Source organism: Prevotella sp. 10(H) (genome assembly GCF_000711235.1).
Classification (GTDB): Bacteria; Bacteroidota; Bacteroidia; order Bacteroidales; family Dysgonomonadaceae; genus Dysgonomonas.
The window spans coordinates 486,877-512,434 of sequence record NZ_JOMI01000001.1 but is presented as its reverse complement, the minus strand read 5'-3'; the positions used below and the strand labels follow the sequence as shown (position 1 = coordinate 512,434).

Genomic DNA, 25,558 nt, shown 5'->3' with positions numbered 1-25,558 from the left:
TGGTTATAGCTCGATTAGTAATTTTCGTTATATAAATTCGGATTTGCCGTAAGATCGGTTGCAGGTATAGGGTAGTTGTTGTATTTATCAGCTACAGCCCTGCCAACTTTTTCTCCCCCTTTCCACTGCCACAGGTAGTCGGCAGTCGTAAAACTGTTATAGCGGATAAGGTCTGTGCGGCGTGTACATTCCCAGTATAATTCGCGTGCACGTTCTTTAAGGTAGAACTCCTCATCTAATTGGCTTTCATTCAGTTTGCCGATTGTTTCGTAAGTGTCGCCGAAGGCACGCATCCGTATTTCGTTCATATATCCCAGTGCTTCAGTGGCGGAACTGCCTGCACCTCCGCGTGCTACCGCTTCTCCCAGCATCAGATAGACATCTGCCAAACGGAATACCGGAAAATCGGTATTTACCCCGCCGTCGGCTGTGTTGGATGCCTGTTCGCCCGCATCGGTCAGATTTGTCCATTTTGTTACAAAATAGCCATTGCTTTGGTTTTCAACGACATCTACGTCCAGTGTTTGCCCTTCGGTGAAGAACATAGCCCGCTTGTCGCCGTTAGTGAAAAGCTTCGGAATATCGCCGCGTACGCGGAACGAACCCCAGCCGCTTGTTACGCCGTAATCGCCCGGCTTCTGATAGTCGGAAGTGTTGCTCACCGCTCCGCAGACGATATAGGTTGTAGTACCCCACGATACAGTATAAGTAGCATCGACAGGAAAAGCAAAGATGATCTCATTCGTGCGTTTGTGGTTGTCGGCATTGAATAGTTTGTGATACTCAGGTTCGAGCGTATAGCCTTCGGCGATAACACGTTTGCAGTATGTGATACAGTCCGAATAACGGTCTTCATTGATATATACTTTTGCATTCAGGTACAGTTTAGCCATTAGAGCATATGCTGCAGCTTTAGGCGCCCGCCCGTACTCACATTCGGAGCGTGAAAGCAGGTCATTGTCTATCTGTTCCAGTTCGGTTTCGATAAATTCGAATACCTGTTTTGCTTCATATCTTGGCGGTATAAATGTACCTACAGGATCGTTCTCGGTTACAAACGGGATATTACGGAACAGGTCGAGCGCATGATAATAGGCGAATGCGCGCAGGAAACGTGCTTCGGCACGGTAATTGCGTATATCGGCCTGCTCACTTTCCGTAAATTTTGCTATCTGTTCCTCTCCGGCATTGCGCAGAAACTCGTTGCACAGGGCGATATTATAAAATATGCGGTAATACATATCCGATACCCACGGGTCGTTAGCATCCCACGAAAGGTAGGTCAGGTCGCCTACTTTATCTCCTTCGAGCCATGTTGAGGCCAGTTCATCGGTTCCGCATTCCTGCAAATTGAAGTAGCAGCGCATATAGTCCTGTCCGCTATTGCTGTCGAGGTCGGGGTTATTTCCTCCCTTTTCCTGTCCGGCAATATAAAATGCAGCGTACAATTTAGCAAGTACAGCCTTATAATTGGTCGCTTCGGCATAGACATCCTTCGATGTATTTTCCACGTGCGGCAACTGGTCGAGGTCGCCGAGGCAGGAACTAAGCATTGCTATGCCTGCCAGAATGAATGTATATATTATCTTTTTCATTGTAAGTCTTTTTTAGTTTTTAGAAATCGAATCCCAAGCTAATGGAATATGTACGTGGACGGGGATAGAACGATAAGTCCATTCCGTTAGGAACTTCGGGATCGACCCCGCTGTATTTTGTTATGCAGAATACGTTCTGTACCATAGCGCTGACATTCAGCCCGAACCATTTATGTACACGTCCGAAGTTGTAGCCGAGGCTCAAGTTGTCCATTTTCAGGAAAGATGCATTTTCTACATAATAATCTGAAAGATACTGGCGCGACTTAAACCCTGTATCCAGATAGTTGCTGTTGAGATTGTTCAACTGAAAGTCGTTGTAACTGACAGTATTCCATGCTCCCGTATTCATTGCCATACCGTTGTATACATAGTTGCCTACATTGGCGCGGAAGCTCATACCGAGGCTCCATTGTTTATAGCGCAACGAAGTGCTGAGGCCGAAAATCAAATCGGGTGCAGGGGAATGATAGCGATACAGATCGGCAGAATTGATGACGCCGTTATTATCCAGATCGGCATATGCGCCTTCTATCGGCCTGCCTGTGTTTTCATCATACAGTTGGTGATACACGTAGAACATATAAGGTGCATATCCTTCCGAAAGTACCTGAAACTGGTAGCTGTCGATAGTAGGGCCTACCAGCGTGTTGGTTGCTGCCCCGCCGTCTACCAGCGAGAGGTTTTTGACTTTCATTTTCTGCCATGTCATATTATAACTTATATCCCATGTGAAATCTTTATTATCGATAGGCGTAGCATTCAGCGAAAATTCAATACCGTGGCTGTCTACATTGCCTACATTTGTCAGTATGTTCTTGTTGAAATTCGAGCCCGCAGGTGAAGGAACTGTAGCCAGCAAGTCCTTGGTCTTGCGTGTATAGAAATCCACGGCGCCACTTATCCTGTCTTTGAGGAATCCGAAATCGAGCCCGAAATTCCAAGATGTGGTCGTTTCCCATTTCAGGTCTTCTACATATGCCTGAGGACGGTAAGAGTAATACCACTGGTCGCCGAATTGTACCTGTGCGCCGTTCTGGCTAAGTGTATAAACCGGCATATAATTATAGTTGCCGATACCTTCCTGCTGTCCTGTGACACCATAGCTGGCACGTAGCTTAAGATTGCTCAGCGAGCGCACATCCCTGAGGAAAGATTCTTCGTTCACCCTCCATGCCAGCGCAACAGACGGGAATGTACCCCAGCGGTTATCTTCGTGGAAGCGCGATGTACCGTCGCCCCTTACGGTAGCGGTCAGCATATACCGCGAATCGAATGTATAATTCAGACGCGCATAGTAAGAGATCAGGGCGTGCCGCTGATCGGTAGGAGCTATAGATGACTGCACTTCCCCTTTAGTATTGTATTCGGCATAAGCAGGGCTTGTACTCTTCCAGTACTGATGATCGTAACCCACAGTAGCATCGATACTGCTCTTTATATCTTTTATATCTTTTGTGTAGTTAAGGTATGTAGTGAGCAAACGGTTGGTGTTTTTTTGCGGGCCGTAATCGTAATCCCTGCCCGATATGGTATAGTTTTCGGCGGCTTCGGCCGGAACGTATACAGAGCCTTTGCCTTCGGCGTAATCATAACCCAGTGTGAGGTGGTACTTCAATTCGGGCAGGAAATGCATCTTATAATCTACATCCACATTCCCGATAAAGCGTTGTACCTTACTTGTCGACTTGTACTGGTCTATCATCCCGCGTGGGTTGCGTACACCTGCATTCACAGGCTTGCCGTCGCTGTCGATAGCTTCCCAATAGCCGCCGTATTCGCTGTTTCCGGAATAGACGGGCAGGGTAGGGTTGAAAGTCGATGCTGCCCATATCGCACCCGTATTGGCAAAGCGGTTGTTATTAATAGAACCTTTCGCATTGAGGCTCACCTTTAGGTGGTCGTTGAAGAATGAAGGAGTCAGATTGAGGCTTCCTGTAAAACGCTCGGCATTATCGGTGCGTATCAGCCCGTCCTGATTATAATATCCTACGGCTACACGGATAGGCCAGTTTTCAGCTACGCGGCCTGCCACGCTCAGATTATTGTCGGTGCCGAATGCAGAATGGAATATCTGTTTGTTCCAGTCGGTAGATGCAGTTCCCAAAAGCGCTTTCTGAGCATTAGTACCCTGCGAATTGATGACATCTATAAACTCGTTACGGCTGAGCATGTCGGCCATTTTGGTACGTGTCTGTATAGAGTTGGTCGTGTTGAATGTCACCTTTATACCGCTGCCCGTACCTTTCTTAGTGGTTATGATGATGACGCCGTTGGATGCCCGCGAACCGTAAATGGCGGTAGACGATGCATCTTTCAGGATAGTCATGCTTTCGATGTCCGCCGGATTTATCAGGCTGAGGAAATTGCCCGTATTACCGCTGATACCTCCGTTTTCCAATGGCACACCGTCTAAGACGATAAGCGGGTCGTTACTTGCATTCAGCGAAGCCCCTCCGCGTATGCGGATTGTGCTTCCTCCTGTGGGCGAACCGCTGTTGGACATGATCTGCACACCGGAAACCTTCCCGTTGATGAGTTGTTCGGGTGAACTGATAAGCCCTTCGTTGAAGTCCTTGCTGCTGACGCTGCTTATCGAGCCTGTGAGGTCGCTTTTGCGTTGCGTACCGTATCCGATGACAACAACATCGGTGAGTGTCATTGATTTCGGCATCATTTTTACATTGATAATGCCCGATGTAATAGTGATTAACTGAGGTTCGTATCCCAGAAAAGAAAATTCCAGTTCATTCTTGCCTTCCGGCACTTCTATCGCATACTGTCCGTCTAAGTCTGTAGTTATCCCTATCGTGGTTTCCGGTACTTTCACTACCACCCCGATAAGCGGCTCATCGGCCTCATCTGTAACAGTTCCTGTTATTTTCCTAGCTTGTGCATTTGCCATTAGCGGTAGCACAAATAAGAAAATCAACAGCTGGAACCGGATAAATTTCTTGCACTTTTTCATGTTTATATTCTTTTATTAAAGGTAACTATTTTTAATTATTTCATTCGAGCCGGATATTTCCGATATCGACGGATGAATTTTCACTGACATCTTCTATCGTAGATATCACGAGGCTTTCTATGTTTTTTATGTTGAACGGTATTGGCGTTTGAGGTACGAAATAGCGGTCGAGAAAAACCGGATATGGCGCAGGCAGCATTACCGTTTTATCCTGTACAAGACCTGAAAGAGGAATTCTGTACATATCAGTGCTGCTATTAAGGTCAATTAAGGATGTATATGTGTATCCGTCGGAAGTAACGAAGCCGATTTTCAGTTTCTTTATATCATCTGTCGCTTTCAGGTTGAGGCAAATGTCATTTACTTTATCCAGCGATTCTTTCCGGTTTACGATATATTCTTTTATATACTTTTTCCAGAAGAAACGCGCTTCTTTGTTTTTAATATGGAAAGTATATTTTATACTGCTCATGCCTGTGGCCTTACTACGGATATACGAAGTTTCGGGTATGGCATATGTTTCCATACTGCCGTAGTTATCTGATGCGCTGAACAGTTCCAGCGGGCTATCTGCATTGGTTATCCTGCTTTCGTAGTATCGGTTCTGGTAAAAATCCCAGTCCAGCGGATTGCCTGCTATTGCATCGGGATACGTAATATCTTTTCCGTTTTTGCTTACTATGATATTGTATCTGAATGTTCCCTCTTCAATCATATCGGCGGGTATAGAGGCTTCATACGTATAGCCGTGAGCTCTGGTCATCTTTATATACGGATTGTTCTGCGACCAGAAAGAGATTTTATCTGTATAAATAATGACCGAATCGGGGAATGACGGGCCGACAATATTCGCCGTAATTTTCAGTGCCTTACCCGTTTCCGCTACAATGGCGGGCTGGTGTGCTACCGAAAACTTACCTGCATGTGCCTTCGGTGCAACGTATTCGCCCAGTGTGATATTGTTCCACTTTGCGGATGCATTCCACTCATTGACAGGTTTGTAATCTTTATTGCAGAGAAGATATACTCCCGGTTTTACAGGAAACCCAACACCCTTTGATAACCTGTTAACACTATTGCCTTTGTCGATAGCTTCAATCTTAAAATCCTGACTCAAACCGGGAAGATCAATCTCCATATTCCATTCGTTCCATATTATGGTTACAACTTCTTTATCCAAGGAAGGCTTTGCAAAAGGGTCACTTATCTGTACCGCATCGGGCATCACCTCGAGCCTCCACAACCCTTCTTCAAGCCTGTCAAAAAAATAGGCGCCTGTTCCCTCGTAGCGGACTAGGGGCGAATTGCCGCAGCCTGCTATGGATTTCAGTTTTTGCTTATTTAGTGGCTGGGTTGTAGTATTATTTGAATAAAAGAACTTTTCACCGTTATTATATTCGCTTAAATCCTGTGCATAGCTGACACGGAAGTGATCGAAAACCGTATCGTTCGGATATTTAGCGTATTTCTTGTTCATAGGCTGGCTGTATGCAACTTCGGCGGCAATCTTCATACTGATAGCCTTATTTGGGGTATATGCCAGATTGAGGAAGTGTGTCTGATATTCGGTGTTTGCCCATGCCATATCGATAGGGTCGTATGAAAATTGTGTTATCCACTGGAGCCCGTTCGAGCGGAAGGTGCGCGCCATAGCCGGAAACATATAAGAATAGGTTATATCGGCAGGATCGAATTCATATACGGCTTTTGCTTTGTTAGTAAAGCCTTTCGCTCCCGAAAACGGGATGTCATAATTGTCTACATAAGGCAGGAAATTCCCTTTTCGTGTATGTCCTGCAACTAAGCCGATAGGATACCACTGATATGTAGTGCCCGATATGGACGTATTGAAGTATGCCTGTACATGATCCATATTGTGGCTGACGTTGTAAAATACAGGCTTGGTGTTCCCTGCCTTTTTTACGGCTGTAAGCATGCGGTTGATATACTCTTCCGTTTGCTTGGGTGTGCCGGCATGGCAGGGTTCGTTGTTGATTTCGAAGCCGATAATGTAAGGATCGTCGGTATATGATAATTGTGTATAAGGATTTTTATGTTTCACAAATTGAGATATGTAATTTTCCTGCGCCTTCACAGCATTTTCGTCGCTGTGGATACTGCATTTATCATACATATAAGAAAAAGCGCCTGTATCCTTGTTTCTTTCGGGATAGCCGTTGCCAAAGTTTGTCATGGTGGTTATCAGTATCCTTATATTGCGCTCTTTCAGTTTGGCTATCAGGTAATCGAGAAGGTCGAGGTGGTCGTTTTGGATAAGGTTGCCGTCTTTGTCCGATATTTCCACATCCCACACATGTATGCGGTATGCATTGAATTCCAGACGCGCAAAATGATATACATCTTTATCGATCGCCTCTTTGTGGTTCTTGCTTAGATAATTCATCGCGCGGTAGGCATGGGCAAACGGCAGGGTATAGTTGACCCCGTAAAACGATGCTTCGCTGCGTGTGTCCGACCAGCGCATCACTCCGTTTTTGTCGACATAGATTGTCGGCACGGATTGCGTTTTCTGTGCAGGGAGCACATGGCTAAACAGCAGGCAAAGAATTGTAATTAAATAAACTTTCATGGTCGATCCGGTTAAATTTTGTTATTCTTTCATACAATAACAATTACAAATTTAGCCGAATGAAATGGCATATATACGGCACAAATTGGACAGATATAGATAGAAATCGGACAGGGAGAAAGTTTAACAAATCGGACTTTTTATGAGTTAAATCATTTATATTTAGTCTTTTGTATCGATGATAAGCTTGTTTTACTGCGCACAATCGGAGATTGCTTGCGTTCCTTTTGGCCTAATCCCCAAAAGGAACCAAAAACGCTTTAGCGCCCCGCTTCAACGTCCGACCCGTCACGGGGTTAAAGGCTAAACGAAAAAACTCGCTCAACAAATTGTATAATCCGAATTGGCAGATAAGCTCAAACACGTTTTCGTTTTTCAGCCTTTTTCGCCCTACGGGTACCCCGTACTTGAAGCTAACGGCGCGGCTGGCGCATGACAAGAATTAAGAAAACTTTTCTCTGATATGTTTTGTATAAACCCTTGTCGTGCGTCAGGGCAATTCCAAAATGAAGTTTCAAAAAGAAAAGCAAACAATCTACGATTGCGTGCAGAAAAAAGTTTATAAAAAATGCAAGTATTATTCCCCATCCATAAACTGCCGAGGTGTTTTTCCGAATTCTGTCTGGAAACATTTTGAGAAATAAGAATGGTTCGAGAATCCGACCATATACATTACTTCGGCTACGGTAAATTTCTTTTGTGAAAGCAGCATGGCAGCTTTTTTCAACCGTATAGAGCGGATATATTCTACAGGTGACAAGCCCGTCAACTGTTTTATTTTCCTGTATATCTGTTTCGAACCGATGCCCGAAATCGTGCTCAGCGCATTTACATTCAGGTCGGGGTCGGAAATCTTATTTTCGATTATCCCGATTATTTCCGAAAGGAATTTTTCGTCGGGCGATGTTGCCTCTATAGCCTGAGGGGTAGCAATAGTTTCTATCCGCAACTTGTCTTCTATCTGCTGCTTGCTCTTCAATAGCTGGCTGATGCGCGATAAGAGGAGTTCCGGATTGAACGGCTTGGATATAAATGCATCTACATTCAGGTTGATACTTTCCATCTCCGTACTCTTGTCGTCTTTGGCGGTGAGCAGTATAATCGGTATAGTAGATGTCGGCAGGCTTTTTCTTATGCGGCGGCTCATTTCCAAGCCGTCCATTACGGGCATCATCACATCGGCCACGATGAGGTCGGGGTTGTGCATCTTTACCAGTTCCAGCGCCATTTTGCCGTTGTGGGCTACTTTACACCTGTATTTCGGAGTGAGTGTCTGGCTTATAAAATCTGCGATTTCGGGATTATCGTCTACTACGAGAATCAGCGGGCTGTTTTTGTTTACGGTATACTCTTCCTGTTCATCTTGCACACTATTGTTTTCTGCCTCATCCTTAACAGGCAACGATATGGTGATAGTAGTTCCTTTGTTTTCCTCCGAATCGATATATATCTGCCCGCCGTGCTGTTCGGTATAAGTTTTTACCAGATAGAGCCCGATTCCTGTACCTTCCTTATAGCCTGTCGTCTTTGAAGTTTGGTAATAGCGTTCGAAAATATAAGGTATCTCCTTTGCGGGAATTCCTATCCCTTCGTCGGAAAGTATAATATTCAGCGTATTGTCGTCCTTACTGTAGTTGAGGCGGAGTTCAATTTTGCCGCCCTCTCCGGTATATTTACAGGCGTTGGACAGCAGGTTGTTCAATACCGATTCTATTTTGAGGACATCTATACTGATGTATATTTTTTCATGATCAGTGAGAAACGAAAAGTTTAGCTTTTTGTCCTTAAATCCCTCTTCGTAAATGGAAAACAGGCTTCTTGCAAATTCAACGAATTCGACCCGCGATAACAGGAGGCTAGCATTTGTCGTACTATCCGTCCTGCTGAATTCCAGGATTTGCCGTATGAGCGAATTGAGCTGCAAAGCGTTTTTCTGTACGTTTTCTAACTGTTGTTTTTTCTGCGGGTCTTTTATTTCCAGCAAAAGCTTGCTTACAGGTGCGATGATGAGGCTCAGCGGAGTTTTGAACTCATGGGATACATTCGTAAAAAAGTCTATCTTCAGATTTGTAAGCTCTACGGTTTTCTCCTTTTCTATACGCTCTATCCTCAGATTGTGCCTCACGCGGAAGAAATTTATAATCCATACGATGAGTGCTAAAACCAGAACGCCATATAGGCATTTTGCCCAGATAGTATAATACCATGGCGGACTAATGTTTATAACAAGGGTACGGGATATAGCGGAAGGCTTCCCTGATGAATCCAGTTTGCTTACTATCAGCCTGTATTTGCCATATTCGAGATTTGTATACGAAATACGGTTAAGATCCTGATTCAGTATATTCCAGTCCTTATCCAATTCTTCAAGTTTATATACAAATTTGGATGTTTCTTCTTCGGAGTAGGTGAGGTCGGAGAATTCGAAAGTCAGGTTGTTTTGTTTGTAATTCAGTTGTATTTCGTCCAGATAACGGATGCTGTTTCCTTTGTCTTGCGATGTATCATACAGATTATCGTTGACATAGAGGGCGGTAAATACCAGCGTCGCATCATCCGGTTTATCGTGCTGTATATCGGGCGACAGCAGTGTAAATTCATCTACGCCGCCCATATAGATTTTGTTTGTACTTTTATCATAATAGGAACAGGTATATGATTGATTGGGGACATTGAGCCTCTTCACATCGAAAGTCTTTTTATCCAGTACCCATATGCCTTCGGTAGTCGAAATCCAGATATTTTCGTCTATTTCGTTCAATGAAAGTATCTCACTATTGCTGAAAGTCGCGAATTTAATGAATTCGGAACTATTGTCTTTCGTATTTATCCGCACCAGTCCGCCACGATAGCCCGCCCACAGGAAGCCTTCATTATCGAGAATTATATAATTGGGATTTTCGTTATTTGTGCCGTGCTCAATAGGAAATTTTTCTATTTTTCCGGTTGCGGTGTTTATCTTGTCTATACCGTTGTTGTATAGAAGTACCCACACATTGCCGTGAGGATCGGGTATGATCTGGTTGACAAAATCGCCCGATAATCCGTTGAGTGTCGAATAATTCTTATCGGCAATATAGTTGCCGGAAGACTTCAACAGGTTTTCTTTATTCACGACGAAGATGCCTCCGAGGCAGGTTGCTATCCACAACTGCTTTTTATCATCCTCGAATATATAATATGCCCAGTTCGAGTTCAGAGTCTGTGTGCTGTCTATTATCGTATAGTGGATGAACTGCTTCTTTTGGTAGTCGTATCTGTTGATGCTGCCGTCGGTAGCCACCCACAGGTTGTGATCTTTATCTTCATAGATGTTTCGGATGCGGTTGTGCGATATCGGATATTTTTTGTCGCCCATCCGGTACCAGATAGTAGCATCCGTATTGTTTGTGGGCGAAGGCGATACGATAAGCCCGTTTGTACCTCCAAACCAGAAATTGCCGCGTGAATCCTTAAATATGGAATGGAAACGGTTGCCGTCGCCAATGCCTGTAATCTCAGAAATTGGTACCGACTGGAAAGTACGGTTGTTGCACGACAGGGAAATGCCGTAATCGGTACCCAGCCAGATATTCTTTTCTTTATCGGCGAATGCACCCCATATGATATTATTGCTTAGGGATTTACTGTTGCGCGAATCGTGGACATAATGCTGTATGCCTTTATTAGAATTGTTATAGGTATACAGCCCGTTGTCGGTAGCCAGTATCAGGTTATTATCTTCGTCGAGTGCAAGCGATTTTATCGAATTGTTGTGGAAATGAGGGATGTCTTCTATGCTTTTGTCCTTTAAGCTGTATTTAAAGAGTGCGCCTTCGGTTCCTATCCAGATATTATTGTTATTATCTTCCAGCAGGGAATTAATAAACTGGTTGTTTCTTCTTGTATCCGACGGTAAGTTGATAATCTCGAACTTTCCGGTTTCGGAAATGTATCTGCAGAAACCGTTGTATGTGCCGATGTATAAGTTATTGTCGGATGCCTGCAGAAGCGAGTATATCGTATTGTGCGGAAGCCCCCTGTTGATTTGTTCTATTTGTTTTTTCTGCAGTGAGTATCTGTATAAGCCTCTGATCGAACCTATCCAAAGGTCGTTGTCATGTACCGCTAAAGCCCTTATATCGGGAGGGAAATCGGCAGGAAACTGTTCATATTGGTCAGTCTGGTAATTGTATATAAGCAAGCCGTTATCTGTGCCCAGAAGCAGGTAGCTGCTGTCGTATATCAGGATAGAGTATATCAGTGTATTTGTGCTGTCGCCGAATGTAAAATGCTGCTGTGTAGAATATCCGTCGTAAGAGAACAGCCCTTTGTTGGTACCTATCCATATCAAACCCTGTGTGTCCTGTGCAAAGCAGTGCACGGTAGATGCTTCCGAATTGGGAATTATATTTTTGAATGTCTGATAATTCCTGTTTTGGCACCAGAGGGAAGAACTGAACAGAAGAACAAATAATATATGGAAGAAGCACTTTTGCATTTTTCGGCCGATATCAGATTGTTACAAATATAGCATTTTTTACATCATCGATTCTCTTTATCCTGTTAAAATGCTTTTAGAAACCTCCGGTACAGCCTGATTAACATAAAAAAGAGGGTGCATAAAAATACACCCTCTTCTCATTCATTTAGACTAAGACATTAAATAAAAATTGGAAAAATCAATTTGGAATACCGCCGGTAACACTGTAGGTAAGGTTGATATCGTTCTGGTTAACGACATTATTGGTACCTCTGACTGAACCTCCGCGTATGACAAGATAGTGAGGTACACTGGCACTCAGGCTTTCTTCCCATACAGTAATCCGCAGCGTATTGTTATTAACTACCTGAATAGTCTGTATTTCTGCTCCGGTAGTATTCAGATATTCAACGTCTAAATCACCGGTAGTAGTAATATTCTGATTAAAAACAATATCTATGTGATATTGGCCTTTAGGAGTTCCTACCACATTTGGTACTCTGCTGTCGAACGTTGTACTTCCTCCGTTGGCAGGTACGGTACTAACTACAACAGGGCCGGGAAGCGCTGTTGTCGTACCATGCAGCGGAATAGTTTTCTGCACGGGTGCTACCACACCTAACAAAGTGGCTGTAACAAGTAATTCAGCTTCGTGAGGGCCGCTTTCTGTAGGGAAATAAGATACCGGAATGTTGATTCCGTTGCCTAGAAGAGCTTGTAATAACTGAGCCAGATTAAGGTTGGGTTCTTCTGCAACAAACTGGTCGGCATCAGCTCCCTGTACGATAACCGTAAAATTGGTAAGAGCCGATAGTGAGGATAAACCTGCATTTTTTATATTCACATTTTTTTCGAGGCTGTTGCCTACTGCAATATCAAAATAAAGTTCTTCGGGAGTGGCAACCAACAAAGGAGAATCGGCAGCTTTGAGCGTTTTTTCAGGTTCTGCCGCCTCTTCCGTATCCGAACAGGAAATGGCAAACACCGCTAAGAATGCCAACATTGACAAGTATTTAATTTTCTTTTTCATAACCGTAAGTTTAAAAGTAATATAACAAACAAAATGATATGCATACATACAGCTAAATAACAAACGGCGATTTTGATTGTTTTGGAAAAATCAATAATTTTTTTATTTATTTTTACGCAAAGTGAAAAAAGAATAATAAGCTGTGTTATATGCCCTGTAGACGGTATCGGAAGCAAGTTTCAGCAACTTGTTTTTTTAACGTAAATATGCTTTTTGATGAGTCGGGATAGATGAAAATTATCTTTCTCAACTCATCAAAAAGGGATTTTGTCAACTATCATATTGATAGTCAATAGTATGTTTTTTATCAGGTGATTATCCGGCTCAATCTGTATAGATTATTTCGAGGACGTCTCCCGCAGACATAGGAATATTGACGATTTTATCTTTAATATCCGGATTTATCGATTGTTTATTCAGTTTATATTTTTCTTTCTGGCTGCCTGTCTTAATATTAAATGTGTTGTTTGCCGTTGCCGTGATTGTTGCACTGCGGATTTTCCCGTCTTTCCAATTCAGGTCGACGTGGGCTCCGCCTTTTACACACAGTCCTTTGAAGTAGCCTGTATGCCATTGCGCGGGCAGTGCGGGCAGGAATTCGATATAGCCATTTTGGGACTGTAACAGCATTTCGGCAATACCGGCGGCACCTGCTTCATTTCCATCGAAGATAAACAGGTCATAAGGCGCTCCGGCAATTCCTTCGGGAGAAATAGTCAGCAGATTTTCGCGGGTAAATTCCCGTTGCAGGCCTACCACGCTTTCATATGCCTTTTCAGCATCGAGCAAACGGGCATACATGCAAATCATATTAGCACGGCTCCACTCTACATCTTCCCAATCTTTGGCGTTGAGCCTCAAATCTATTGTTTTCTTTACGGCTTCGACTAACTCGGGTGTCTTATCATACGAAATCTGATTGAAGGGGTAAAAGCCCAAAAGATGTGTCGTATGGCGATGATTAGGCTGTGCCTCTTCCAAATCTTCGTACCATTCCTGCAGTCCGCCGTTCTTGCCTACAAGCATCGGTGACAGAGATGCCCTTGCATCTTCCAGTTCTTTTCGGAAGTCGCTGTCAGTATCCAGTATTTCAGCAGCCTTGATGCAGGCTGTAAAAATTTCGTATGCTAATTGACGGTCGGCAGTGGTTCCCATCGAAACCGAGAGATTATCCCCTTTATATAAAAACGAGTTTTCGGGCGATGTACTCGGTCCAGCTACCAAATAGCCCGATTGGGGATGTTTTACCATATAATCGAGTAAGAATTCTGCATTCGATTTTAATAAGGGATAAGCCTGTTTGCGAAGAAATTCTTTGTCTTGGGTATATTCATATTGAGTCCACAGATGTGTCGCTATCCAAGAACTCGCCAATGGAAACAGACCCCAGTTCACACCTCCGCCGCATGCTGTATATCCCCATACGTTAGCAATGGTATGAGCAGTCCACCCATTGGCGCCGTATACATCGTTCGCTGTTTTAGCCCCGTGTTCGGCTAAATGTTCTATATACCGGAACAGGGGAGCGTTCAGTTCCTGTAAGTTGCCGACGTTTGTCAGCCAATAGTTTTGCTGGGTATTGATATCGAGGTGATAATCGTTTGCCCAACCCATATTATTGGCAAGATTGTCATTCCAGATTCCCTGCAAATTGGCGGGTAGGGGAGAATTCTCGCGTGAAGCCGCAATAATCAGGTAGCGGGCATAATTAAAAAATAAAGCATCTATTCCGATATCGTTATTGCCCTCTTTTACTTTCTTCCACCTTTCATCTGTCGGAAGTTGGTAGTGGGGGCTGTCTCCCAAATAAAGTTCTGCCCTGTTGTATAGGTTCTGATAATCGGCAATATGCCTCTCCTTTAGAGTGTTGTACTCTTGGTTTAAGGCCTTTTTTACAGTATTTCGGGTATCCGATTGATATTGGTCATTACTATAATCGGTGCGTATATCAAATGCAAGTAGAACCTTTGTAGCGTCTTTGATTTCTAAAGTCTTATCATTTATCTCAATAGCTCCGCCCTCCAGTTTAAGCCCCAGATTTCCCTGAAAATGTACACCGGAAAGCCCACGGAACGATACCTGACCGGAAAATTCAATGCCATCCTGAGTGGGCACGAAAGCGGCATCGCGGTACATATCGAATGAAAGGGAGAAGTTGATGCTATTGGATTTATCGGCAGAAAAGAGTGCAATGAAGATATCGTCCGGGTTGCTGCAAAAATATTCCCTTGTATAATTTATATCTCCTTTTTTGAATGAAGTGGTATGTATCGAATTATACAGGTTCAATTCTCTCTTATAGTCTGATACTTCACCGGAAGCGTATTTCTGTTTTATTATCAGATTACCCAGCGGAACGTGAGATCCGAATAGTTCGCCGTTACCTGCAAGGTGTTCAGTGGCCATATCGTTTCCCTTCTTGTAGTTTCCGTCAAAAAAAGCCTGACGTATTTCGTCTACCACTTTCTTTCCGGCCTTCCGGTGCATATTCTCATTGTATTGCCCGGCCCACAATGTAATTTCGTTGAGGGTAATCATTTCGTCCTCCACACCTCCGAAAGCGGTAATTCCCATACGTCCGTTTCCTAAGGGCAGCGATTCCATCCACTCTTTTGCCGGTTGCGAATACCAAAGTTTATTAACGCTGTCTTTTTGGTCTTGATTTATCGGATCGGTGTTGCACGAATAAGGTAGTATTATCACTAGGGCAAATAATAAATACTCGATTATGTTTTTCATTAATACTTTCTCTTTAGTCGATTTTTACTCAAGATAGCAAAGATACTTCGTTCTGTTTTAACATGGATATGAAGAATCTTCCAAAATATAGGACAAATCTATATATTTACATTTTTATCAGTAAAAGTAATCGTATATTCACCGGATGTGGTCTTTTTTATTAAATTTGTTAAAACTTAACTACAAACTACACTACATGAAACGATTTACAACTATTCTGTTTTTGCTAACAGTGTTTGCATCATCCCTATTCCCGCAGCTTAATTCTGTGGAGTTATTTGATGGGCGTATATTAAAGAACGGAGATATTATTCAGGCCGGATACAGAGCCAATTACAACAAATATATCTATATCAGGACGATGCGCCCCGATATAAAAGATCAATTTTTCGGTTATGAAAACGATATCAGTTATTCCAAACTGCAGGTAACCGATATAAAAATTTCCGATGATGTGCACAAAGTTATCACCGTACAGACGCGCGAACTGTCGACTAATAAAGTATTATATGTAGAAATAAATCCTGCAATACAGGATGGAGAGATTATTGTCTATCCGGCAAAACGCTTATATCCTGATGCAAAACATCTGAGCGATGATTTAATGATGGCCTTTTGTTTACGTGTGAATAAATTAGAAGTGACCGATGAAGTTTTACTTTCATATATTGTTGCCAGAGATAAGGAACTAGGAAAAAAATGCAGGACGGATGAATTTGAATTTAATTCTGTTAAGCCCGAATATTCAAAGATGCTGCATGATGCAATAAATAATTTTGATTTTTCATCTGTTTATTATTTCGATAAAAATGTGGATATTGTAAAATACGATTTCGACAGAAATGGTTATCAATTACATCTTATAGATGTTGTAGAGCAGGATTATATAAAATACGGCGATTACAGCTTTCTTGTCTTAAATTTTGATGCCTATTCCCTTATACCTGTCTCTCCCGAAGACGGTAAAAAAATCAATAAACTCAGACAGGGAAGAAGTTCCATTATCGATAATCGCGGATACGGTCGGTATTACTTCAGGTTGATAGATAAGCAAATGGAAATAAAAAGCAGAAAGTATCTACCAGATTTTATAAAGGATATATTAAAGAAAACACTAATGGGAGCCGAGCTGGCAGGAATAGAAGTATATAATTATCCTCATTGCGAATACAATTTTATAGGGAGTAAGAAATAGATTCACAGGAGGCGTTTTACTGTTCTACGATGTAGGCTTCAGTCTTAACATTGTTTTCCCGCAATCCTTTTACTGAGGCATACTCCAACGAGGCAAAGCAGTTGTCGAGTTGTTGCCTGTCGTCGAATTCAATGATGATTACTCTATCGGGCTTCCCGTCACCTGCAAAAAGCAATATGTGTTCGCTGCGGACAATGTACCTGCCCCCGTAACTTTCGACAATCGGTTTAACCCGTGCAATATATTCGTCATAATTGTCACGGTCAGTTTTATCCGGTATTTGAATGTTGACTATAAAAAATGCCGCCATGATTATAAGGATGAATTCTTTCGGCTGCTAACGGTTATAAATCTGTAATATAGCCTTAAGATCAGCTATACATTTCCTTGATTGTTTTTTGAGCCTTCGAATGCCGGTGCTTAGCTGCCCGCCTTAAATAATCTTCCCCCATTACTTTATCTTTTTTTACACCATAACCTCCGTAATAGTATATCAAACCTATATTGAAAAGGGCTTCTACCGAAAAATAATCATTATCGGATTTCTTTTCTATAGCTTTTCTCAAATAATCCATACCGCGTTTCGTATCTTTTTTTACACCATTCGAACCTTGTAAATACATACAACCCAGCAGATTCCATGCATTTTTATTATCCCCGTATGTTGCGGCTTCTTCGAGGTGATGAAGACTTTTCGCCTGATCTATATTCATATATAGCTTACCTAACATAAAATGAGATACGTAGAACATTTCTAATTGGTGGCTATATGATTTCTCTTTAGTCACAATCCTATTAAAACACGATATGGCGCTATCCATGTTTTGAGTAGTACCTTTTCCGTTATAATACATTAATCCGAGGTGAAAAACATCATCTACATTTATACTGTGCCTTCGGTTTGCAGATCTGGAGTAGAGCAGATCGAAAGCTGTTTTAGCATCTGACTGACAACCTTCACCATTATACCTCATGGCTGCCTGAATATCAGACAATGAACTGCTACCGTTAAGATCATAACCTTTGTTTATAATCCGGTAAGCCTCCAATGTATCTTTTTTACAACCATATCCCAGAAAGTAAGATTTGGCTAATATAATTCTAATTTTCGGATCATCGATAGAAGGATGTTTGCTTACAACGTCTGATAATATTTTGAATGTTGTTGAATAGTCTTTCTTTTGATCATAGTAATGAACGAGATTAATTATTGATTTGGTAGAGGTTTGTTCAACGCCAAGGTGATATTTTTCAAGCATTTTATCTTTATTACCCAGTTGGCTGTATAGTTTGGCAATGATATATGTTGCTTCTCCATGACCATTAGATGAAGGTATTTCCAGATTTCTGATTATTTGCCCTATCTCATTTGTTGTTAAATTTCTCAAATATAAATTATTCCGTAACGGGTAAATAACTTTCAGATATTGAGCTTCAGCAAATCCTTTACCGGCTGCTTTTTCTAGCCACGTCATACAATCTCCTTTATTTTTATGCTCGAAAATGGCCATATTATACATAGCCAAAGGATCATTAAGAGCAGCATCATATAATAATTTTTTTCCGGTATCTATATCTTTTACATATGAACTCTTACATAATTGTATTGCTTTGTTCATAACTGTATCAGTCTCCGATTCAATATAATTGAAATTATTTTGAATATTTAAGCCCTCTGTACCATTCACTAAATTAGAATTCCATCTATCGGGATTTAATTCATGACTCATTTTATATTCCGAATAATTGATATCGGCACCATTGTCCAGCGGCAGCGTTTTATTGGCTTCATATATTTGATATCCGATAATCGGTAATAATACGGCCAGGGCGATAATAAGAATATATCTGCCTCTATAGAGAAAATGTTTTACTTTGTACAGTGTTGTTTCCTCTTTTATAAGCTTGTTCTTGGCTTTTTCGGCTTGTTCTACCCATTTCCCTCCTTCATATATATAATCATCGTATGCTTCAATGGTATTTTTATTACATGCGTAACGGAAATTGGCATCATCTTTTCTGTTATTAAAGTCGTGTATGCGATCTATTCTTCCTTGGATATCGTTCACATAATTGCCTGTAGGATGTCGTTCTAAAAACTCTTCGAGTAATTCTAATGTCGGTTTTTTAGGCAAATTTTTATACTCTTGTTTTTCAATGTACTTTATTCTTTTCGAAACATCTTCCTTATATTTGCTATCTGGGTATTTTACAATAAAATCATAAAACATACGGGGATTATTATCTTCCAAAGTATGGAAATCCGATTCCTCTTCTTCCTTTAGCTTGTCTTTTAGCCCGAGATAGACTTTTTTCACCAGTGCATAATATTTGCTGTCTTGCTGATGCTTTAAAAATTCTTCATAGTTGTCTATAGACTCGGTTGCTATTACTTCCCGGAAAAGTTTTTCGTCATGGATAGATTTTACTATTTCCTTTTTTAATTGCTGTATTTCTTCTACGAATCTTCCTTCAGGATATTCTGCAAGATATTGATCGCAGGCTTCCATATTTCTTGTATCCCTTTTGGCTAACTCGTATATTGTTTTTTCTTTATGGCATTTTTCTACGATGGCTGAGATTTTATCAACTATATCATTTAACGCTTTATCATATCGGTATTTGCTTTCGTGAAACAGGGTATCCAAGTCATCGGTTTCATTGATGAGGGTTTTGTGACCTTTTAATAATTTGGTCAATTCTTCCCGGGCGTTGTTAGAGAGGGGGGAAACCAGTAAAGGAATTACCTCTGTCTTTTTATTTTTATATCTATTCTCAATATATGGTAATTCTTCATTAAGTATATAATTGCTAAAACTGAAATCCTCAGTAATAATAAGTATTACGATTTGTGCGTCTGTTATTTTTTGCTTTATTATTGGGGTGAAATCATCACCCCCGATCAGATTATGGTCGACCCATATTTCAGCTTTCTGAGATATGTACCGGTTTATATGTTCGATAAGACTCCTCTCCGAATTAGGGTCATTCTTTAGTTTTACAGTACTATCTGAAGAAACCCATCTTCGGTCGCGATGACAATAACTTACAAATATCTTAACTTTCACCTCAATTCTATCCATAGCCGTTTATCAGATAATATTGGTTTGGCATTTTCGCAACCGCGTTCTAATGCTTTTTGTAAATATTCTTTAGCTAAATCCGGTTTTCTCGGATAACCGTTCATCCCATAATAATAGAGCCTTCCTAAATTATAATAAGCATTCGTAGTAGCATTGGCGTTTACAGTCTTATCATCATTTATTACCTGTTGAAAATGATAAGCAGACTTCTCCGGATCGTTCAGAGCTTTTCTCTGTGAATACAAAACACCCAGAGCATTGTGTGCCCTTTTATCATCCAGATGCGCCCCCTGATCATAGTATGTACGGGCTTTGTGCATGTCGCGATGCCCGTATGCGGTGAAAGTATGAAGCCGCCCCAGTGCGTATAGAGCATCTTTTTTAAGTTCTTTATCAGATGTCTTTTGTATAAATAAATCATAACACTCAATCGCTTTGGCATAGTCGGTTGAGAAGTCGCTTAAGAAAAATAGTTGAGCCAAATGGTATAAATCGGGGTCGAAAGCCGATCCTAAATTAGTAAGCAGATTACCATCCTTATCGTAATAGATTGCATATAGTATTTTGAAAGCAGCCTCTTTATCCATAGCTGTTCCATAGCCATTATAATACATCTTGGCCAGACTCAGTTGCTTGGTTTTATTGTTGAAAGAAATATCTTTATCACAAATATCTTTTAATACGGAAAAGGCCTTTTCTTTATCTTCTTTGCAACCTATGCCATGGTAAGTATATGCTATATACAGGTCTTTTACAAAATTTAGTTCATAATTATGATTATTTAGATTAAACATATCTTCGGTAAAAGAATATGCCGTTTCAAGCTGCTTATTTTTATTGTAAATCTTTATTAAGTTCTTGATCGCAGCCGCGTAACCTTCAGGGGCAGCTATCCGATAATTTTCAATTGCGTTTTTCTCGTCACCCAGCCTGAAATATATATTTCCTAGCGATAAGTTGGCTTGTTTATAGCCCTTATCTGCGATTTGATGCAGGCGGTCTTTAATTTTCATTAACTCAGTGCGGGGAGGCAGTACCGTATTTGAAAGTTCTTTATACGGTTTTAATAGTTCGTGAAATTCTGCTATGGGATGTCCCATTGCAGTAGCCAGTTTCATATATTTATTGCCTTTATCATCATTTCTGATACTGTGATACAAATACAGCACGGCTAGGTTATACATAGCCGAAGGACTATAAGTTGCTTTTTCGAATGCCTCTCTGGCTTTTTCAATCATGCCGCTCTCTGTATACCGGATACCGTTCCATACAAGTGTGTCTTCATGTGAAACATCCTTGCATATTTTGTAGTTAACATAGGAGTAGATAGGTGCATCATAATAATCTATCTTATCCAATTTTTCATACTCCAGTTCGAAGGGTATTTGTTCGTGAATGCCGGTAACATAACAATGCAACGAATAAGATTCTATCAAAATCCACTTGTAAAAGGGATAGGAGATCAGTGCTACTGACACTATAAATATGAGTGATACTTTTTTCCAGTTCTTTTTAAACTTATTCATCTTCTTTACCGAACGTATTTTTTTCTTTGCGATTTCGGTATATTCCCCTTCGGGACATAGCGTGAGATATTCCTTAAACGCCTCTACCGTTCCTTTCTTCAAAGCTTTATTGTATGCTTTCCTGTCCAGTCTTTTTATTTTGTCTTGTACTTTGTCTTTGTATTTCGTAAAATTGAGAGCCTTGGCGCACTCCATTACTAGAGTGATATTATCGGATTCCTTAAATACTTGGTATGCATCTTTTTCAAGATTGGCTATATACTCTTTTACCTTTTTGCTTTGAGGTATATTAGGATATTCTTCAAGGAACGCTCTTAGGCATATTATATCATTTTTGTCCAGTTTTTCAAATTCCGTTTTAGCTTCATTATTATATTCTTCATCCAAACGTTCCAATATTGTTAAAATTTGAAGGCGATATTTACTCTTAGGGTATTTTATCATGAATGCTTTTAAAGCCACTTTTGTGTTGTCTTTTACTGCCCTGTTGTAGTCATCATCCTCTTTTTGCAAGGCTAGCATGCTTTTCAGCAATTTGTTAACATCATTTATATATATACCTTTATCTTTGTAATCGTCTATATATTTTGTAGCCAAACTTATACTTCTTTTTTGCTTTATTTCCGAATACAGATCCGTTTCTATTCTCATGTTCTTTCCTTTTCTGAAAAGATTGTTTATGATATCTATTGCTACAGCCTCTCCCCTTTTATGGTCAGATGCATATATAGATTCCAAATCGTGGACATTATCCGGTAAAACATTGTATGTCGAAAATAGATTCTGAAGTTTATTAATGGTTGGTTCGGACAGACTCGATGCCAATATAGGGAATATTGATATATTATTTTCATTTTTTTCCTTATTCAAAAATGGTAAAAAGACCTTTGAAATGTAAGGATCAGAAAAACTGTCGGTAATCAATAACAATGCAATATCGGTGTTTTCAATTATTTTTTTATCATCGAAGCGTAGATCTTGATCGTTTTCACACAATGGGACCTCAAAGAAATCAAAGATATCATTCAACTTCTTTTTTAACTTACTTACAAATGAGTAGGGGGTATCTATAGAATTATTTTCGGACAACCAAATATTATCTGCCGAACTATAGCATATAGAAATAACATATTTCCTTATTGTTTCCATATCCCTGAATATATTATATAATTTATTATCCGCCCAATCTTGTTATTCAGACTATTTTTTGTTTTTCTATTTTAAAGAAATATGAGATCCGCTCAGAGTGGTTCTCCATATTATTAACTATTAGATATAAGGTTATCAGTCCATACTTTGCTTGCATAGCGGCGGACTTATCAATATCTATTCATGATAAAACATCAGCACACCAAAGATATCATTAATTCTTTAAATCTAAATCTTAAAATGTTTATTATATTTGTGAAATTTAACAACATGTGAATAACAAATACTGTTACCTTATTATCTGAAGAATTTTGCCATGATGCATTATTAATTTGATCTTCCGGATGAAAAATCCTTAATTCTAAGTTTTGTAAAAGATGATGAAAGGTGGTACAATACTAAAATTTTGATTCTGGATACAATAACCTCGAAATTAGATATAATAAAAGCCAACAGAAATAAATATTAGATGTACTATTAATATTTCAAGAATGATGAAAAAATATATTCCACAGCCTATTTCACTAGATGATATAGAACTTCCACATGAACTGGAGAACCTTTTGGAACAAATTGCCGAAAATGTTCACGAGGTATGGTCTGCAAATAGAATTAATGATGGATGGCAATACGGTTTAAAGCGGGACGACTCTTTAAAACTGCATCCATGTCTTGTTCCATATGAAGAATTAGACGAAAATGAAAAACTGTACGACAGGGCAACAGCTCTGGCTTCTCTCAAATTGATATATAAACTTGGATTTGAAATAATAAAGAAATGAAAGATGAATAATAAATTAAAAAATATACCGAATGCCATTTGTTTCGTGTTAGCTATTATATGGATAATATATGCTGTGGTTTTTGCACCGGACATTTATACTGAAAAACATTGGACTATCCATTCTGTATTTTTATTGATATTCATTGTTAATATTATTTTCATATTTAGTAATTATAAATTTGAAAAAGAAGAGCTTCGGAAAAACAATGATTTGGCTCGAAAAATAAAAGAAGATCAGGCAAAAGAAGAAAACCGGGACAATGAGCAGAAACGCAAAATGAAATTAGAAGAAAAGCTAGATGAATTAAAAGACAGAGAAATAGCTAGGAAAATACGTTTAGAAAAAGATACTTTTTCCGAAAAATAACACAATAACTATTATGAAACTGTGGAAAACAATAAAACTTTCATTTGACAGGTCTTTTTCCGGTTCATGGTGGAAACAGCTTATTTGGTTGGCCGCTTTTGTACTTTTTGTCTTTGGAATAATTTTATTAATAACTCATCCGGACAAGCACACCTCTATTTTAGAGATGTTCATTGATCCCGGAGCATTTCAGAACAGAATTACTTCGGGAATTCCCGGTTGGCTGGCACTGGTTGTTGTATTGGCGGGTATGTTTTTGCTAACCGGCGTATTAGTAACAGTTGTATCGAATATGTTGGAACGCAGAGTGGAACTTTTTAAAAACGGAGAGATATATTATTCATTTTCCAATCATGTTATCATTATCGGATTCGACAGCATGGTGCCTTCTTTGATAAAGCAGATATGTAAAGAGTCTAAATATAACAATTCTGATATTGTTATTCAGTCGACAGTTAGAAGCAATAAGATCAGGCTAAAGCTGCATGCCGAATTAACACCTAAAGAAGAGAAAAGAATAACCGTAATATACGGAAGGCGAGATTCACCGGAGGATTTAAAAAATATTAAAGTACAGAAAGCAAAAGAAGTATTCATATTAGGTGAAGATGATGAAAAGGATTGTGATTCATTGAATATTGATTGCATGCGTCATATTGCAGCAATAAGAAAAATCAAATCGGACTCCCAATTGATATGTAACGTATTATTTGAATATCAAACAACTTTCTCTGCATTTCAAATAGCAGATATCCAGAAAGAAATCAGTTCAGTAATAGATTTTAGGCCTTTCAATTTTTATGAGACATGGGCTCAAAAGGTATTTTTACCCGATCTGTCCAAGGATTGTTTCAATGGAAATAAACATATTGATTACCAACCCTTAGATAGGGTAGCAATATCCAAAGACTCAGAAAAATCAGTCCATCTTGTTATCGTTGGAATGAATAAAATGGGGATTGCTTTAGCTCTCGAGGCTGCACATTTAGCCCATTTTCCTAACTACAATGCCAAAGGTAAAAAAACAAAAATCACATTTATAGATTCTAATGCTGAACAAGAAATGTTTTTCTTTACCGGTCGATTCCGTAATCTATTTGATCTGTCTGTATCTCATTTTACAGATGCAACTTTGCCGGACGTCAGCACAACTCTGAATCCACGCAGATCAACCTCTGATTTTATTGATATCGAATGGGATTTTGTAAAAGGTAATATCGAATCTCCCCAAATACAAGGAATGTTTAAATCATGGGCTTTAGAGAAGAATAGTCTATTGACAATAGCTATGTGTTTTAGTTGTACTAATCAAAGTATGGCAGCAGGTTTATATCTTCCGAATGAAATTTATGATAATAATATACCGGTACTGATACGCCAAGAATCATCTTCTGCGATATTAGAAATGGTATCTCAATCAAGAAAGTATAAGAATCTAAAACCATTCGGAATGCTAAATAGTTGCTTTGATTTGCACACGATCAATATAGAAAAAGCTCAAAAGGTAAATTATATTTACGATTATTACTATCAATACTCTTTAAATCCAATATCTTTTCCTGCTTCTTCCGAATTGAAAGAAGGTTGGGAAAAGCTTTCGGTAGCAAACAAATGGTCAAACATCTACAATGCAAATTCTATTGTTTCAAAATTAAGATCGATAGGTATAAATGATTCTGAGCATATCCGTGAATTATCACATGACGAAATATTGATATTGGCAGATATCGAACATAATCGATGGAATGTCGAAAAACTATTAATCGGGTTTAGAGCTGTAACCGAGGAAGAAGAAAAAGAAATAGAAGCTAATCCTACTCTGAAAGATACCTATAAAAAGAATCGTTATGTTCATTATGATATAAGACCATTTGATGATTTACGAACCGATTCGACAGGCAGAAATTCCGGAGAATATGATATTTGCATATCCGCATGCATACCTTTAATATTAAATAGCAAAAAAGCGAATGGTCATTAAAAAACAGAGAAAACCCATAGCGCCACATAAGAGACAGACGCATCACTTAGATGGGTGGGAAAATAAGAAGTAAAAAAAGAAAATTATTT

The 25,558-nt window shown here is 39.8% G+C and carries 13 protein-coding genes; 4 read left to right on the top strand and 9 right to left on the bottom strand.

Annotated features, from left to right (window positions below; all coding sequences use genetic code 11):
• Positions 1-14 precede the first annotated feature (14 nt).
• The 6 genes from K348_RS0102250 to K348_RS0102225 form a co-directional block, all read right to left on the bottom strand.
• Positions 15-1,595: a RagB/SusD family nutrient uptake outer membrane protein gene (locus K348_RS0102250; RefSeq protein WP_029902489.1), complete on the bottom strand. Its 1,581-nt coding sequence runs from the start codon at positions 1,593-1,595 to the stop codon at positions 15-17.
• Positions 1,596-1,614: 19 nt separating this feature from the next.
• Positions 1,615-4,500, bottom strand: coding sequence for a TonB-dependent receptor (locus tag K348_RS0102245; RefSeq protein WP_029902487.1), 2,886 nt, complete (start codon positions 4,498-4,500; stop codon positions 1,615-1,617).
• A 103-nt stretch (positions 4,501-4,603) separates the two neighbouring features.
• Positions 4,604-7,153 (bottom strand): hypothetical protein, encoded by a 2,550-nt coding sequence (locus tag K348_RS0102240; protein WP_029902485.1) that lies wholly within the window; start codon positions 7,151-7,153, stop codon positions 4,604-4,606.
• A 577-nt stretch (positions 7,154-7,730) separates the two neighbouring features.
• The gene (locus K348_RS0102235) at positions 7,731-11,633 is read right to left on the bottom strand and encodes a two-component regulator propeller domain-containing protein (protein WP_029902483.1); all 3,903 of its coding nucleotides are present in this window, start codon (positions 11,631-11,633) and stop codon (positions 7,731-7,733) included.
• 181 nt (positions 11,634-11,814) lie between these two features.
• On the bottom strand, positions 11,815-12,645 hold the full coding sequence (locus tag K348_RS0102230) for a hypothetical protein (RefSeq protein WP_156032727.1): 831 nt from the start codon (positions 12,643-12,645) through the stop codon (positions 11,815-11,817).
• Positions 12,646-12,969: 324 nt separating this feature from the next.
• On the bottom strand, positions 12,970-15,384 hold the full coding sequence (locus K348_RS0102225) for a glycoside hydrolase N-terminal domain-containing protein (RefSeq protein WP_156032725.1): 2,415 nt from the start codon (positions 15,382-15,384) through the stop codon (positions 12,970-12,972).
• Between the two features lie 196 nt (positions 15,385-15,580).
• On the opposite strand from K348_RS0102225, the gene K348_RS0102220 reads away from it, so the two are divergent.
• Positions 15,581-16,579: a DUF4852 domain-containing protein gene (locus K348_RS0102220; RefSeq protein WP_029902478.1), complete on the top strand. Its 999-nt coding sequence runs from the start codon at positions 15,581-15,583 to the stop codon at positions 16,577-16,579.
• A 16-nt stretch (positions 16,580-16,595) separates the two neighbouring features.
• Here K348_RS0102220 and K348_RS0102215 read toward each other — a convergent pair whose 3' ends face one another.
• The 3 genes from K348_RS0102215 to K348_RS0102205 form a co-directional block, all read right to left on the bottom strand.
• On the bottom strand, positions 16,596-16,889 hold the full coding sequence (locus tag K348_RS0102215; protein WP_029902476.1) for a DUF1330 domain-containing protein: 294 nt from the start codon (positions 16,887-16,889) through the stop codon (positions 16,596-16,598).
• A gap of 61 nt (positions 16,890-16,950) precedes the next feature.
• On the bottom strand, positions 16,951-19,662 hold the full coding sequence (locus K348_RS0102210) for a toll/interleukin-1 receptor domain-containing protein (protein WP_029902474.1): 2,712 nt from the start codon (positions 19,660-19,662) through the stop codon (positions 16,951-16,953).
• Positions 19,644-22,337 carry a tetratricopeptide repeat protein gene (locus tag K348_RS0102205; protein WP_029902472.1) on the bottom strand — a complete coding sequence of 898 codons (2,694 nt, stop codon included), beginning with the start codon at positions 22,335-22,337 and terminating at the stop codon, positions 19,644-19,646. The genes K348_RS0102210 and K348_RS0102205 overlap by 19 nt, the downstream gene beginning before the upstream one ends.
• A gap of 494 nt (positions 22,338-22,831) precedes the next feature.
• Here K348_RS0102205 and K348_RS0102200 point away from each other — a divergent pair, with 494 nt between their 5' ends.
• From K348_RS0102200 to K348_RS19255, 3 genes are read left to right on the top strand one after another with little or no spacing between them, the layout of a single operon-like run.
• Positions 22,832-23,119, top strand: coding sequence for a RyR domain-containing protein (locus K348_RS0102200; protein WP_029902470.1), 288 nt, complete (start codon positions 22,832-22,834; stop codon positions 23,117-23,119).
• Between the two features lie 3 nt (positions 23,120-23,122).
• Entirely contained in the window at positions 23,123-23,488 is a 366-nt protein-coding gene (locus tag K348_RS0102195; protein WP_029902469.1) for a hypothetical protein, read from the top strand.
• A gap of 13 nt (positions 23,489-23,501) precedes the next feature.
• The gene (locus K348_RS19255; RefSeq protein ID WP_029902467.1) at positions 23,502-25,469 is read left to right on the top strand and encodes a hypothetical protein; all 1,968 of its coding nucleotides are present in this window, start codon (positions 23,502-23,504) and stop codon (positions 25,467-25,469) included.
• Positions 25,470-25,558 lie beyond the last annotated feature (89 nt).